General features: G+C 71.8%; 15 protein-coding genes. 5 read left to right on the top strand and 10 right to left on the bottom strand.

Annotation, left to right across the window (positions count from 1 at the left end):
* The first annotated feature begins 30 nt into the window (after nt 1-30).
* Nucleotides 31-1,203, top strand: coding sequence for a glycosyltransferase (locus AB0J40_RS03430; protein ID WP_364446827.1), 1,173 nt, complete (start codon nt 31-33; stop codon nt 1,201-1,203).
* On the opposite strand, the gene AB0J40_RS03425 is transcribed toward AB0J40_RS03430, so the two are convergent.
* The 4 genes from AB0J40_RS03425 to AB0J40_RS03410 are packed head-to-tail and all read right to left on the bottom strand — an operon-like array spanning nt 1,190 to nt 4,792.
* Complete coding sequence (locus tag AB0J40_RS03425) at nt 1,190-2,332, bottom strand: sulfotransferase (protein ID WP_364446824.1); 1,143 nt, start codon at nt 2,330-2,332, stop codon at nt 1,190-1,192. The two genes, AB0J40_RS03430 and AB0J40_RS03425, sit on opposite strands and share 14 nt — an antisense overlap.
* An 8-nt stretch (nt 2,333-2,340) precedes the next feature.
* The gene (locus AB0J40_RS03420) at nt 2,341-3,129 is read right to left on the bottom strand and encodes an SDR family oxidoreductase (RefSeq protein ID WP_364446821.1); all 789 of its coding nucleotides are present in this window, start codon (nt 3,127-3,129) and stop codon (nt 2,341-2,343) included.
* Entirely contained in the window at nt 3,126-4,316 is a 1,191-nt protein-coding gene (locus AB0J40_RS03415; RefSeq protein ID WP_364446818.1) for a hypothetical protein, read from the bottom strand. Before AB0J40_RS03415 ends, AB0J40_RS03420 begins: the two co-directional genes overlap by 4 nt.
* Complete coding sequence (locus AB0J40_RS03410; RefSeq protein WP_364446815.1) at nt 4,313-4,792, bottom strand: nuclear transport factor 2 family protein; 480 nt, start codon at nt 4,790-4,792, stop codon at nt 4,313-4,315. The genes AB0J40_RS03415 and AB0J40_RS03410 overlap by 4 nt, the downstream gene beginning before the upstream one ends.
* Before the next feature lie 39 nt (nt 4,793-4,831).
* Between AB0J40_RS03410 and cysD the strand changes: the two genes are divergently transcribed.
* From cysD to AB0J40_RS03395, 3 genes are all read left to right on the top strand, one after another.
* Nucleotides 4,832-5,761, top strand: coding sequence for a sulfate adenylyltransferase subunit CysD (cysD, locus tag AB0J40_RS03405; protein WP_364446812.1), 930 nt, complete (start codon nt 4,832-4,834; stop codon nt 5,759-5,761).
* Nucleotides 5,761-7,569 (top strand): adenylyl-sulfate kinase, encoded by a 1,809-nt coding sequence (cysC, locus tag AB0J40_RS03400; protein WP_364446809.1) that lies wholly within the window; start codon nt 5,761-5,763, stop codon nt 7,567-7,569. Before cysD ends, cysC begins: the two co-directional genes overlap by 1 nt.
* Nucleotides 7,570-7,630: 61 nt before the next feature.
* Complete coding sequence (locus tag AB0J40_RS03395; RefSeq protein ID WP_364446806.1) at nt 7,631-8,206, top strand: hypothetical protein; 576 nt, start codon at nt 7,631-7,633, stop codon at nt 8,204-8,206.
* Here AB0J40_RS03395 and AB0J40_RS03390 read toward each other — a convergent pair.
* The 4 genes from AB0J40_RS03390 to AB0J40_RS03375 form a co-directional block, all read right to left on the bottom strand.
* On the bottom strand, nt 8,203-8,913 hold the full coding sequence (locus tag AB0J40_RS03390) for a methyltransferase domain-containing protein (protein WP_364446803.1): 711 nt from the start codon (nt 8,911-8,913) through the stop codon (nt 8,203-8,205). The genes AB0J40_RS03395 and AB0J40_RS03390 overlap by 4 nt on opposite strands.
* Nucleotides 8,914-8,932: 19 nt before the next feature.
* On the bottom strand, nt 8,933-9,583 hold the full coding sequence (locus AB0J40_RS03385) for a response regulator transcription factor (RefSeq protein WP_364446801.1): 651 nt from the start codon (nt 9,581-9,583) through the stop codon (nt 8,933-8,935).
* A complete protein-coding gene (locus AB0J40_RS03380) occupies nt 9,571-10,791 on the bottom strand; it encodes a histidine kinase (protein ID WP_364446798.1) in 1,221 nt (406 codons plus the stop codon). The genes AB0J40_RS03385 and AB0J40_RS03380 overlap by 13 nt, the downstream gene beginning before the upstream one ends.
* 191 nt (nt 10,792-10,982) lie before the next feature.
* A complete protein-coding gene (locus tag AB0J40_RS03375) occupies nt 10,983-11,507 on the bottom strand; it encodes a snapalysin family zinc-dependent metalloprotease (RefSeq protein WP_364446795.1) in 525 nt (174 codons plus the stop codon).
* A 167-nt stretch (nt 11,508-11,674) separates the two neighbouring features.
* Here AB0J40_RS03375 and AB0J40_RS03370 point away from each other — a divergent pair, with 167 nt between their 5' ends.
* A complete protein-coding gene (locus AB0J40_RS03370; RefSeq protein ID WP_364446792.1) occupies nt 11,675-13,600 on the top strand; it encodes an AarF/UbiB family protein in 1,926 nt (641 codons plus the stop codon).
* Here AB0J40_RS03370 and AB0J40_RS03365 read toward each other — a convergent pair.
* Together AB0J40_RS03365 and AB0J40_RS03360 are read right to left on the bottom strand one after the other, a co-directional pair.
* Nucleotides 13,524-13,754: a hypothetical protein gene (locus tag AB0J40_RS03365; RefSeq protein WP_364447320.1), complete on the bottom strand. Its 231-nt coding sequence runs from the start codon at nt 13,752-13,754 to the stop codon at nt 13,524-13,526. The two genes, AB0J40_RS03370 and AB0J40_RS03365, sit on opposite strands and share 77 nt — an antisense overlap.
* Before the next feature lie 185 nt (nt 13,755-13,939).
* Nucleotides 13,940-14,272, bottom strand: a complete 333-nt coding sequence (locus tag AB0J40_RS03360; protein WP_364446789.1) for a YnfA family protein — start codon at nt 14,270-14,272, stop codon at nt 13,940-13,942.
* Nucleotides 14,273-14,275 lie beyond the last annotated feature (3 nt).

Here is a 14,275-nt window from a genome sequence, read left to right as displayed (position 1 = left end):
TACAGCGTATCGGTCAATCAAGGGGGAACCATGGCCCGCGTCCTCGTCTGCGTCCAGCCGGCCCGCGGCCACGTGGGCCCGACCAAGCCGATCGTCGAAGCCCTGCTCGCCGCCGGGCACGACGTCACCGTCGTCACGGGCAAGCGCTACCGGGAGGCCTTCGGGACGGCCACCGTGCGACTCCTGCCGCCGGAAGCCGACTTCGACGAAACCGACCTCGACGGCTCCATCCCCGGCCGGGCAGGAAAACGCGGGCTGCGGCTGGCGCGGTTCGAACTGGCGAACTTCGTGGGCGCGCTGCCCGCCCAGCTGAGCGTCCTGGACCTCGACGTCGACGTCGTCCTGTGCGACCCGCTCTTCATGGCCGGCCTCGAGCTGGTGCGGCGCGAGCACCGGCCGCGCGTGCTGGTGCTGGGCTTCCTGCCGTTCCTGCCACCGGTGCCCAGCGGCCCGAACAGCGCGATCCTCAAGGTGTTCGCGCCGTGGGTGCTCGGGCCGGCGCAGCGGCGGGCTCGTGAGGTGCTGGGCGAGGACCCCGGCATGCTGTTCGCGGACTGGCCGCTGCACAGCGACGGCGTCCTGCAGATGACCTGCCCCGGCTTCGAATACCCGCGCCCGAACGCCCCGCTGCACTTCATCGGCCCGACGACGGTCAGCGGCGCGAGCGAGCACCCGCTGCCGCCGTGGTGGCCCGACCTCGACGGCTCCCGGCCGATCGTGCACGTGACCCAGGGAACGGTGGCCAACGACGACCTGAGCCGGCTGGCCGAGCCCGCGATCGACGCCCTGGCCGGCGAAAACGTCCTGGTCGTCGTGACGACGTGCGGCGGCACGCTGCGGCCCGGCCCGCTGCCGGACAACGTCCGCGTCGCCGATTTCCTGCCCTACGACGACCTGCTCCCCCGCTGCGCCGCGGTGGTCACGAACGGCGGGTACGGCGGCGTCAACCACGCCCTCCGGTACGGCGTACCGCTGGTCGTGGTCGGCGCCAGCCAGGACAAGCGCGAGGTGGCCGCCCGGGTCACCTGGTCCGGCGCCGGGATCGGCCGCGCGCGGGGTTCGGCGTCACCGAAGACGCTGCGGCGGGACATCCGCACCGTCCTGGCCGAGCCGCGCTACCGCGACCGGGCGAAGGAGCTGGCCGCGGAGATGGCGGCCGCGCCGTCGATGGCCGAGGTGGTCGAGCTGATCACGGGGCACTGAACCGCTCGTCGACCTCCGCCGCCGTCAACCCGAAGTCCTCCAGCCGGTAGCGGTGCACCGGCTTCCGGTCCCCCGACCGGCTTTCCGCGTGCAACGCCGTCATCGCCGCGCGGGCCTCGTCCGTCAAGGACAGTCCGAAGTGGTCGTACACAGTGGACACCGTGCCGATCGGGTCGGCGACGAAGTCCTCGTACGCCACGTCGCAGAACTGGGCCGCGGCATAGCGGGCGCGGGCCGTGCGGAACTCCTCCGCGCCGCGGGCCCACAGGTCGAGCTGGGAGCGGCCGATCACCTCGCCGCGGAACTTCGTGGACCAGCCGTCGGCCGCCTTCTCCGCGAGGCTGCACATCGAGCCCATGATCGTGCGCGGCGCGCGGTGGGTCTGGATCACCAGCGCATCCGGGTACGCCGCCATCAGCGCGTCCAGCGCGAACAGGTGGCTCGGGTTCTTGAGCACCCAGCGCTTGCCCGCGTCCGGCAGCCCGATGAGCTGCAGGTTGCGCCGATGCCGGGCGTACGCGTCCGTCCAATCCTGCTTCGCCAGCCAGCGCGAGTACCGCGGCACGTGCGCGAGGCATTCGAAGGAGATCGACCGCATCGACTGCCGCAGCAGCTGCCAGCACTCCTCGACCTGGTCCGCGGACATGTGGTGCACGCCCATGAACTCCGGGTGCTCGACGTGGTGGCGCTCGTAGCCGGCCTGGATCCCTTGGTACACGGGGTTGTCCGGCCACGTCGCGCGCGGCGGCCGCGGCTGCGGGACTTCGGCGAGCCACACTTCGAGGCCCTGGTGCCCGGGGTCCTCGGCCAGCAGCCGGTGCAGGGCGGTCGTGCCGGTGCGCGGCAGGCCGGTCACGAAGATCGGCCGCTCGATCGCCACCGAAGCCGACTCCGGGTGCTGCTTCCAGCCCGCCTCGCTGAGCAGCCGCGCCACGAGCGCGCCGCGTAGGAACGCCCGGTGCACCTTGTTGCCGTACGGCGTGAGGTCCTCGTCCGCCTCGTACGACTCCAGCAGCACGCGCAGGCCTTCGAGGTACTCGTCCGAGCCGAAGTCGTCGAGCCCGGTGAGCTTGGCGGCCGACGCGTGCAGGTCCTCGACGGTGCCGACGTCTTCCCGGCCGGGACGCATGGAACCTCCTAGTGGTGGTACTCGCCGCCGTTGACGTCGAGGCACTGCCCGGTGATCGCCCGCGCCATCGGCGAGGCGAGGAACACCACGGCGTCGGCGATCTCGTCCGGTTCCGGCAGCTTGCGCAGGTCTATGGTGGACGCGGTTTCGGCGTAGACCTCTTCGGGGGTGATGCCGCGTTCCTTGGCCAGGTAGGCGAAGTACCACTTGAGGTTCGGCGCCCAGATGTAGCCGGGCGCGACGGTGTTGACGCGGATCCCGTCCGGCCCGAGTTCGCTGGCCAGGCTCTGCGAGAGCGACAGCAGCGCCGACTTCGCCATCTTGTACGCGCCGAACGTGCGCCGCGAATGCCGCAGCACCGCCGAATTGATCATCACCAGCGAGCCCTTGCTCTCCTTGAGCGCGGGCAGGAACAACCGGGTCAGCCGCAGCACCGAGATGCCGGCCGTCTCGAACCCGGCGCGGACGGCGTCGAGGTCCACAGTGGCCAGATCGGTCAGCGGCGGGACGGCGAAGGCGTTGTGCACCACCGCGTCCACCCGGCCGAACGCTTCGAGCGCCTCGCGCACCAGGTTCGCCGCGGAATCGGCGTCGTCGATGTCGGTCCGGACCGCGACAGCACGCCGCCCGAGGTCGGTCACCTCCTTGGCGACCTCGGTGAGCCGCGATTCGGTGCGCGCCGCGAGCACGACGTCCGCGCCCGCCTCCGCGCTGCGCACGGCGATCGACCGGCCGAGCCCCGGCCCGATGCCGGATACCACGACCACCTTGTCCCGCAACAGGTCCGGCACACTCACCCCAGCATCCGGGCGGCGACGGCGTCCTGCCGCGCCGCGATCCGCGCCGACCACTCGGCCGGCGTCACGCGTGCTTCCTCGTGGTACGGCAGCCGGTCCGGCAGCTCGTCCACCTTGACGACCTCGACGACCGGGCCGTCCTCCGGGCCGAGGTCGCGCGCCAGCCGCTGCCAGCGGATCTGGACGTACCCGCGGTCGTGGCCCGTGCGCTCCAGCCAGTTCGCCAGGCCGGGATCGCGCTCGCTGATCACGAACCGGATCCTGCCGTCCGGGTCGACGCGGGCCTGGTCGGCGGTGAGGCTCGTCTGGTGGTTGATGTAGTCGAGCGAGACGTACCAGAGGCTGCCGAGCTGGATGCCCTGGTACGGCGCGTCCGCACACCGCGGCACGGTGACGATCATCGCCTCTTCGTCGCTCAGCTCGTAGTGCCCGGCCGAGGAGAACTGCGTGGTCAGCCCGCCCGGCGTCGACCGCGGCTCGGTCATCGTGTTCACCGGCAGGTTGTCGTAGAACCACTTCGGGAACGCGAGGAACGTCTTCAGGCGGCTCAGCAGGATCTTGCCGGTGACGCCGTAGCGCTTGGCCAGCGCCGACCGGTCCGGCACCGGCGGCGCCTGGCCCGCCGTGTCGACGCACCGGATGCGGATCTCGCCGCGCTTCTCGGTCGCCCAGTCGCTGTGGACCTCGCGCACGACGAGCATCGACGCGCCTTCGCCGAGGACGAAGTAGTTCGGCCCCGGGTTCTCGCGGGCCGGGCCGAACCGCAGCTCGAACCGGCCGTCCTCGTCGATGTCGATGGCGCGGTCGTCGAACGCGGCGAGGCTGTCGGGCACCACGACCGGCGAGTAGTCGCCGTTGAGGATCTGGAAGCTCAGGTCGGCGGTGGTCCCGCGGACGCCGGTGACCACGTATTCGCGGTCGGCGCGGATGTTCGCGTTGAAGTACAGCGTGTCCGGGTTGTCCAGGCCCATCTTCGTGTACGGCCCGGTGGACGCGGTGAAGTACGGGAAGTCGCGCTGGTAGGCCCAGGCCATCTGCAGCGACGCGCGGATGCTGCCCGCGAGGTAGTCGAGCCCTTCCAGCAGGCCCTGCTCGGTCTGCGCCGGCGGCGCCTCGGTAATCAGCTTCTCGGCCTCGACGATCGCGTCGGCGAACGGCCGCGTCAACGAGAACTCGTTCTCGATCATGCCGGAACGGCCCAGCGGTTGGCGAGCAGCCGGAAGCCCGGGTTGCCCTCCCACGAGAGCATCGACTCGTAGGTCCGGACGTACCCGATGTGCGACATCCGCCAGGCGCCGTCGGCGTCCCGGCGGTAGGTGTCCTCGTAGAAGGCGGCGCCCTCGATGATCACCTTGTGGTCGGGGACGATGACCTTGTCGGTGAACGACCACCGCCCGGTCGCGGTGTCGCCGTCGACCTCGATCTCGGGCTGACCTGCGTGGTGGACGGTGATGATGCCGTTGCCGAGGCTCGTGGTGAGGAACTCGAGGATGGCCTCGCGCCCCTCGAACTTCTTCCCGTCCCCGCCCACGGCGTGCGTCCCGTAGTCGGCCGTGGCGTCGACGGTGAACGTGTCGGCCACCTCGTCCCACAGCTTCAGGTCCACCCCGCGCAGGTACCGGTACTTCAGCCGCTTGATCTCTTCGAGTACGACCAGGTCCATGTGCACAGGGTCCCGCACCGCTTGACCGATGACAAGAACATGTTCTACTTTTTTCCGGTGTCCGTGGCCTATGAGCTGTCCCACCTGGCCGCGCTCGAAGCGGAGGCCGTGCACGTCTTCCGCGAAGTCGCGGCGACCTTCGAACGCCCGGTGCTGCTCTTCTCCGGCGGCAAGGACTCGGTGGTGATGCTGCACGCCGCCGCGAAGGCGTTCTGGCCGGCGCCGCTGCCGTTCCCCGTGCTGCACGTCGACACCGGCCACAACTTCGACGAGGTCATCCGGTTCCGCGACGAGACCGTCGCCGCCCTGAACCTGCGCCTCGAAGTGTCCAGGGTGCAGGATGACATCGACGCCGGCCGCGTCGTCGAGGAGACCGGGCCGCGGGCCAGCCGCAACCGGCTGCAGACGGTCACGCTCCTGCGCGCGATCCGCGAAGGCGGCTTCGACGCCGTGTTCGGCGGCGCCCGCCGCGACGAGGAGAAGGCGCGCGCCAAGGAGCGCGTGTTCAGCTTCCGCGACGAGCACGGCCAGTGGGACCCGCGCGGCCAGCGCCCGGAGCTGTGGAACCTCTACAACGGGCGGCACCGGCGCGGCGAGCACATCCGCGTCTTCCCGCTGTCGAACTGGACCGAGCTGGACATCTGGCAGTACGTCCGCGACGAGCGGATCGCGCTGCCCCCGCTGTACTACGCGCACCGGCGCCCGGTGGTCCAGCGGGACGGCATGCTGCTCGCGGCCACGCGGTTCCTGTCCCTTGTGGACGGCGAGACGCCGTACGAGGCGACCGTGCGCTTCCGGACCGTCGGCGACGCCACCTGCACCGGCTGCGTCGAATCGTCGGCGGCGACACCGTCCGAAGTGGTCGCCGAGGTGGCCGCCACGCGCGTCACCGAACGCGGAGCCACGCGTGCCGACGACCGGATTTCCGAGGCAGGCATGGAAGACCGCAAGCGGGAGGGCTACTTCTGATGCAGCTGCTGCGGATCGCCACGGCGGGGAGCGTGGACGACGGGAAGTCCACTTTGATCGGCAGGCTGCTGTTCGACTCGAAGGCGATCTTCACCGACCAGCTCGCCGCCGTCGAACGCGCCAGCCGCGACCGCGGCGAAGACTACCCGGACCTCGCGCTGCTCACCGACGGCCTGCGCGCCGAGCGCGAGCAGGGCATCACCATCGACGTCGCCCACCGCTACTTCGCCACGCCCAAGCGCAAGTTCATCATCGCCGACACCCCGGGGCACCTGCAGTACACGCGGAACATGGTGACCGGCGCGTCGACGGCCGACCTGGCGCTGGTCCTGGTGGACGCGCGCAAGGGCGTGCTGGAGCAGTCGCGGCGGCACGCGTTCCTCGCGTCGCTGCTCGGCATCGGGCACCTCGTGGTGTGCGTGAACAAGATGGACCTCGTCGGCTGGTCGCGGGAACGGTTCGACGAGATCCGCGAGGACTTCCGCCGGTTCGCGATGAAGCTCGACGTCGCCGACCTGACGTTCGTGCCGGTCTCGGCGCTGCACGGCGACAACGTCGTCCACCGCAGCGCGAGCATGCCCTGGTACGAAGGGACTTCGCTGCTGCACCAGCTGGAGGAGGTGCACGTCGCGTCCGACCGCAACCTGATCGACGCGCGGTTCCCGGTGCAGTACGTCATCCGCCGCGCCGACTTCCGCGGTTACGCGGGCACCATCGCGGGCGGGGTGTTCAAGCCGGGCGACGAGGTCGTGGCGCTGCCGTCGGGATTCACCTCGCGGGTGCGCGCGGTGTGGGGCCCCGGCGGGAAACCGCTTTCGGAAGCCTTCACCGGGCAGGCGGTCGCGGTCGAGCTGACCGACGACCTGGATCTGGGGCGCGGCGCGATGCTGTGCCGGCCGGGCAACCGAGCGGAGTCGGCCCGCGAAGTCGACGCTCTCGTGTGCTGGTTCTCGGAGCGGTCGTCGCTGACGCCCGGCGCGACGTACGCGGTCCGCCACACGACCACCGAGACGCGAGGCACGGTGGAGCGGCTGGAGTACCGCCTCGACGTGACGACGCTGCACCGTACCGAGGCTAAGTCGTTGTCGTTGAACGACATCGGCCGCATCCGGCTGCGCACGCGGGCGCCGTTGCTGTTCGACCCGTACCGCCGCAACCGCGCGACGGGCGGGTTCCTGCTGGTGGACGAGCACACGGGCGACACGGTCGCGGCGGGCATGATCACCGGGGCGCCGACGTCCCCGGTGGTCTGGCACCAGGCGGCGGTCCGCCGCGAGGACCGCCCGACCCGCGGCGCGACGGTGTGGCTGACCGGCCTGTCGGCGTCGGGCAAGTCGTCGGTGGCGGTGGAGCTGGAGCGCCGCCTGGTGGCGGCGGGCCGCCCGGCGTACCTCCTGGACGGCGACAACCTCCGCCACGGGCTGAACGCCGGGCTGGGGTTCAGCCCCGAGGACCGCGCGGAGAACGTGCGGCGGGTGGCGGAGGTGGCGCGCCTGTTCGCGGACGCGGGCGTGGTGGCGATCGCGTCCCTGATCAGCCCTTATGCGTCGGACCGGGCTTCGGCGCGGGCGATCTCCGGGGAGCTGCCGTTCGTGGAGGTCTTCGTCGACACGCCGTTGGAGGTCTGCGAAGCACGCGACCCGAAGGGGATGTACGCGAAGGCGCGGGCCGGGGAGATCACCGGGTTCACCGGCATCGACGCGCCGTACGAGCGCCCGTCGTCGCCCGACCTGGTATTGAAGCCGGCCGACGGCGACCCGGCGACGATGGCGGCGGCGATCCAGGCCCTCCTCGACGACGTCGGCTGACGATACCGGTACGTTGCAAGATCGAGACCGCACGCGAGTGGTCAAAGGTTAGATTACCGACATGCGCTTTCTCGGGGGGATTCTCGCCGCCTGCCTGCTGACCGGTGTCGCCGCGTGTTCGGGCGGCACGCCGTCGGCCGCACCGCCGGCGTCGACCTCGGCGGCGCCGTCCAGCACGGTGAGCAAGCCGAAGACGACGGCACCCACCTTCACGCCGGCGGCCTCACCGGCCACCTTGACCGCGGCCTGCCCGTTCCTCAGCGCCGAGGAGATCATGCAGGCGCTGACCCAGGTGCTCGCCAGTGGATCGAAGGAGAGCGATCCGGTGCAGACGGGCGTCGGCAAGGCTTACGACTGCGAATACGGCGGCGGCCGGACGGGGAGCCTGTACGTCGCCACGGACTCCACCACGCCCGCGCAGTTCCTCGCGCGAACGAAGAAGGACTGCACGAACGTGGTGCCACTGCCGGGGATCGGCGAAGGTGCGCTGCACTGCACGACGAAGGACGCGGGCGAGCAGCTCGTCGTCGCCAAGCACAGCCACGGACAGCTGCGCACCGCGACCCTGTTCCTGGGCTCCGAGGGCCGCGCGGACAGCTACACCACCCTCGCGAAACTGCTGGCCGACCGGCTCTAACCGGCCTCGACCACGAAGAACAGGAAGCTCGGGAACGTGTCGAGCAGGTGGAAGTCGTCCGGGAACAGGTCCCGCGCTTCCGGCACCGGGTGCGGTTCGCTGATCACGGCGATCCGGAAACCGGCCGCGGTGAAGGCGTCGGTCATCGCGTGCAGCGGCTTGTGCCAGAACGTCATCCGCGCGGCTTGGCCGTGCAGCTCGAACTCGTCGGTCCAGGTGTAGGACTCGAAGTAGTCGGGCCGGGGGCCGGTTTGGCGGTGGATCAGGTTGTTCATGAACGGGTGGTTGACCGACGCGATGAGCCGGCCGCCGGTCTTGAGCACCCGCCGGAACTCCGCCAGCGTCGGCGCCCAGTCCCGCAGGTAGTGCAGCACCAGGGACGCGACGACATCGTCGAAGGCGTCGTCGGGATAGGGCAGCGGCTCGGCGAGGTCGGCGACGCGCAGGTCGGCGTCGGCGCCGAGCCGCTTCCGGGCGTGCTCGATCATCGCGGCGCTCTGGTCGAAGCCGGTCACCACGGCGCCCCGCTCGCGCAGCGCCGCGAACAGCGGGCCCGAGCCGCAGCCGGCGTCGAGGATCCGCCGTCCGGCCACGTCGCCGGCGAGCGCGAGGGTGGCGGGCCGTTCGTAGTAGGCGTTCATCAGGCTGGTTTCGTTCTCGGCCGTGTAGGCATCGGCGAACTCGTCGTACGCGGCAACCGGAGTCATGCGGCCCATAGTGCCCGCGTCAGCCCGCCGGCGCCACGAACCCCGAGTCGTACGCCCGGATCACCGCCTGGGTCCGATCGCGCGCCCCGAGCTTCGCCAGCACGTTGCCCACGTGGGTCTTCACCGTCTGGATCCCCAGGTACAGCTCGCCCGCGATCTCCACATTGGACAGTCCACTCGCCATCAACCGCAGCACTTCGCGCTCGCGCTCGGTCAGCCCCGCCGCCGCCAAGCCGTCCCCGGACGGGGCCCGGTGCGCCGCCAAGCGGCGGATCGCCGACGGGAACAGCACCGAATCGCCCGTCACCACCGTGCGGATCGCCGCCACGATCTCCTCCGGCCGCGCCCGCTTGAGCAGGAACCCGCTCGCGCCCGCGAGCAGCGCGTCGTACACGTAGTCGTCGTTTTCGAAGGTCGTCACCACGATCACCTTCGGCGGCCGGTCCACAGTGGACATCAGGTGCGCGGTGGCGCGGATCCCGTCCACCGCGGGCATCCGCACGTCCATCAGGACGACGTCCGGGCGCAGCCGCGCGACCAGGCCGGGCACCTCGGCGCCGTCGGCCGCTTCGCCGGCCACCGCCAACCCCGGCTCGCTCTCGACGATCGCCCGGAGCCCGGCGCGGATCAGCGGCTCGTCGTCGACCAGCAGCACGCTCAGCTCCCCCACGGCACCCGCACCTCGACCTCCCACCGCTCGTCCACCCGCCCGGCCGACAGTTCGCCGCCCAGCACCGCGACCCGCTCGGTCATCCCGCGCAGGCCGCGGCCGCCGCCGGCGCTGCCCGTGCCGCTGCCGAGCGGGTTGGCGACCCGGGCGGCCAAGCCGTGCGCGGTGACCGCGAGAGCCACCGTCACCGGGACCCTACCGGCGTGCCGGACGGCGTTGGTCAGGCATTCCTGCAGGATCCGGTACACCTCGCGCGACACCACCGCGGGCACGGCGGCCAGGTCGCCGTCGATCGACGCGGTGACGTCGGTGCCGGCCAGCCGGGTCGTGTCGAGCAGGGTCGGCAGCTCGGTCAGCGCCGGCTGCGGCGTCCGGGCCGCCGCCTCGTCGCGCAGCAGCCCGAGGACGTGGTCGAGGTCGTCGAGGGCGGTGCGGGCGGACTCCTCGATCGCGCCGAGCGCGCGTTCGGTGAAGTCCGGGTCGGTCCGCAGCGTCCGCCGGGCGGCGCCCGCCTGGAGGGTGACGACGCTCAGCGCGTGCCCGACCGAGTCGTGCAGTTCGCGGGCCAGGCGGTTGCGCTCGGCGAGCTGCCCGGTCCGCCGTTCCAGCTGGGCGATCCGGTCGGCGGCGGTCATCCCGAGCAGCCGGGCCGCGACCCGGCGCAGCACGCCCCCGACCACCCAGACGGCGTAGACGAGCACCACCGCGGCGAGGGTGAAGGCGACGGGCAGCCACACCGAAGACCAGCCGGCCGGCACGGTGACCTCGCCACCGCCGTCGGTCTGGAAGAGGTGCCCGGTGAAGACGGCGCTGACCGAGACACCGATCGCGACGGGGGCGGCGAGGCTGAAGAAGCTGACGACGAACCCGGCGACGACGTGCACGACGAACATGACGGCGGCCCGCCGCCGCCCGGGCCGGCTGCGCGGTTTCGCGGGCGCATCCGGAACGGGATCGTCGAGCAGCTCCCGGACGGCGGTGGATTCGAGGACGTGCACGGCGGGCAGGAAGGCGGTCCCGCCGAGGACGAGCAGGGTGATGGCGCCGCCGACGAGGACGGCCTGCTCGGCGGTGGTGACGAAGGGCAGCACCGAAGGCACGGCGACGGCGGAGAAGAGCAGGTAGGGGACGCTGATGGCGCCGCCGAGGACGAGGTAGACCCAGCGACGGTAGGTCGCTTTGCTCGTCAGGGGGCGGAGGATGCGCACGGGCCGATCTTCGCAGGCGGCGGAGGTGTGCGCCTCCCTCTCGAGGTGGAGGCAGCCCCCGCCCTCTCCGGGGGTCCGGCCCCGCACCCAGTGTATCGGGCCCGCCCGACCAAAAGCCGGAAAGCGCGGGGCCGGAGCCTGGTTGTCCACAACGCGGGCCGGATGTGGACAACCAGGCCGGCCGTGGTTGCTCAGGCGACCCGGTGCGGGGTTTCGGCCGCCGCCAATCCGTTGACCCACAACGACTGCACCTTCGCCGCCTCGGCCGCCGACGGCTTCGCGTTCTTGCACGACGTTCCCGGCCCGTGTCCGGACATCAACTCCGTGCACGGGCCCTCGTAGTGGTCCGGCAAGCCCAGGTTGTGGCCCAGCTCGTGCGCCGCGATGCAGGTCGGGTCGTAGCCCTCCGCCACCTGGCTCGTGTCCAGGTAGATGTCGCCTCGGCCGTGGCCGTTGGTGTTCGTGTACGAACCGCCGCTGTGGATCTCGTGGAACTTGATCGTCGCGCCCGTGCTGCGCTTGACCAGCTTCACGTCGGTGACCGCGGCGTTCCAGTTGGCCGCGCCCTGGTCGATCTGGGCGAGGTAGTCCGGTGCGCCCGTCGAGCTGTAGTAGAGCGTCGTGACCGCGGCCGCCGAAGCGGCGGGCGTGAAGCCCAGGCCCAGCGGGGCCACCAGGGCCAGTGCCGCGATCCGGCTGATCACGCGTGCGTCCATCGTGTCTCCTTCGTCCGATTCAGAGAACACTTCACCGTGGTTCGAGCGATCAGGTTAGAAGTCCACGGACACCGCGGCCACGGCCGAAAGTAGCTCCCTCGCCGGAGGGAGCCGCGTCCCGCCGCCGCGTGAGCCCGCCGGCCCGGCCGCCGTGGTCTGCTCGCCCCATGGACATCCTGCTGGGCCTGCTGACCCTCCCCCTCTACGCGCTCGTGCTGTGGCCGCTGGTGGTCGCGTCCCGGCGCGTGCTCGGGGTGCGGATCGGCGCCGTCCGCGCGCTGTGCGGGGCCGCGTTCGGCTGGCTCGTCGCGGGCGGTATCGGGCAGGCCTTCCCGGTATCCCTGCTGCACCACGGCGGGGCGGCCATCGGCCTGCTGATCCCGTTGGCGGGCAGCGCTTTCCTGGCGACGCTGATCTTCCTCTTCGTCGCCGAGCTGGCCCTGCCGCGCGGGTTCCGGCCGCGGTCGCTGCGCGCCAAGGTCCGGCGCGCCCGCCGCTACTCGCAGATCAGCCGGATCGCGGTCAAGCACGGCCTCGGCCGCTACCTGACCGGCCGCGACGAATCCGGCGTCCGGCACGCCAAGCTCGCCCGCTCCCTGCGCCACGCGTTGGAGGAGGGCGGCGTGACGTTCGTCAAGCTCGGCCAGCTGCTGTCGACGCGCGCGGACCTGCTGCCGCCGGTGTTCGTCGACGAGCTCGCCAAGCTGCAGGACCGCGTGGCGCCCGCGAAGGCCGACGCCGTGTGGGCCGTGCTCACCGAAGAGCTCGGCGGCTCGCCCGACGACGTCTTCGCCGAGTTCGACCCGGAACCCCTGGCCGCCGCGTCGGTCGCGCAGGTCTACCGGGCTCGTCTGCGAAGCGGTGAAGACGTCGTGGTCAAGGTGCAGCGCCCGGGCGTGCGGGAGCAGGCCGAACGCGACATCGACATCGTCCGCCGCGTCGCCGCGGCCCTCGAGGACCGCGCCGATTGGGCGCGCTCGCTCGGGGTCGCCGAACTCGCCGACGGGTTCGCCGAAGCGCTGGCCGAGGAGCTCGACTTCACCATCGAAGCCCGCAACATCGCCGCTGTGGCCGCCACGTCGTGCCCGAACGTCGCCCTTCCGACCGTCCACAAAGCACTGTCCACCGAGCGGGTGCTCGTCATGTCCCGATTGGCCGGAAAGCCACTGGAGACGGCCCCGGCGGCCGACCGGAAGCGGCTCGCGCGGGCGCTCCTGCGGTGCCTGCTCGACCAGGTGCTGCTCGGCGGCGTCTTCCACGCCGACCCGCACCCGGGCAACCTCATGCTGCTCCCCGACGGCCGGCTGGGCCTGCTCGACTTCGGCTCGGTCGGCCGGCTCGACGCCGGGCTGCGCGGCGGCCTGCAGAACCTCGTGCTGGCCCTCGACCGCGGCGACCCGGCGGCCCTGCGCGACGGCCTGCTGGAGATCGTCGACCGCACCGGCGACATCGACGAGCAGCGCCTCGACCGCGCGCTCGGCGCGCTCGTGGCCCGCCACTTCGGCCCCGGCCGCTCCCCCGGCCTCGACCTGTTCACCAGCCTGTTCCGGCTCGTCGCGGACTTCCGGCTGAGCGTGCCGCCGCCGGTCGCCGCGGTGTTCCGGGCGCTCGCCACCGTCGAAGGGACGCTCTCGGCGCTCGACCCCGGGTTCGACGTCCTGGCCGAGTCCCGCGCGTTCGCCGCCGAGCAGGTCGGCACCCGGCTCCGGCCGGACTCGCTGCGCCACACCGCGCTCACCGAAGTCATGGCGCTGCTGCCGGTCCTGCGCCGCCTCCCCCGCCGCGTCGACCGCATCGGCGCCGCGCTGGAGGAGGGCAGGCTGTCGGTGAACGTCCGGCTGTTCTCCGACGAGCGCGACCGCGACGTCGTCACGACGCTCGTGCACGAGGTCCTGCTGGCGTTCGTCGGCGCGGCGACGGGCCTGATGGCCGTCCTGCTGCTGGCCGGCGACGGCGGGCCACGCATCGCCGCCGGCCTGACGCTGCACCAGGCGTTCGGCTACAACCTGCTGGTGATCAGCGCACTGGTGGGGCTGCGGCTGCTCTTCGTCGTCTTCCGCCGCTCCGGACGGCGGTCACGATCAGCCCGATGACCGCGACGGCGACCAGCACGACCCCGGCGAGGATCCACCAGCGCAGGCCGGTGAACGTGGTGTCGTAGAACGGCGCGCCGGGCAGGCCCGCGTCGGTGAACGCCGTGGTGCGGGGCAGCGGTGACGGGTAGAGGACGGCTCCGGCGCCGACCACGAAACCCCACGCCGCGGAAACGCGAATCGTCCGCGTTGCCGCGCTGGTCCCCGAGCGCGAACACCTCACCCTCGTGCACGCGGGTGAGGTAGGGGGTGGTCACGACCGAGTCGTGCGCGTACTCGTCCTGGCTGAGGTAGTTCTCGGTCCGGTCATGGTCATCTATCGGGCCGCCCTCGGCTTCGTTACCCCGTCCGGGGCGCGTACATGATCACCGCGACCCCGGCCAGGCACAGCAGCGCGCCGAGGACGTCGTAGCGGTCCGGGCGGTAACCGTCCGCGACCATCCCCCAGGCCAGCGAGCCGGCGACGAACACGCCGCCGTACGCGGCGAGGATGCGGCCGAAGTGGGCGTCCGGCTGGAGCGTCGCCACGAAGCCGTACACGCCCAGGGCCAGGACCCCGCCGCCGATCCAGAGCCAGCCGCGGTGTTCCCGCACGCCCTGCCAGACCAGCCACGCGCCGCCGATTTCGCAGACCGCCGCGGCGAGGAACAGGACGATCGAACGCAGCGGCACCCC

The sequence above is a fragment of the Amycolatopsis sp. NPDC049691 genome (assembly GCF_040675005.1).
Lineage (GTDB): Bacteria > Actinomycetota > Actinomycetes > Mycobacteriales > Pseudonocardiaceae > Amycolatopsis.
Note: the sequence above shows the minus strand (reverse complement) of the source record. Positions and strands in the feature narration are given on the sequence as shown.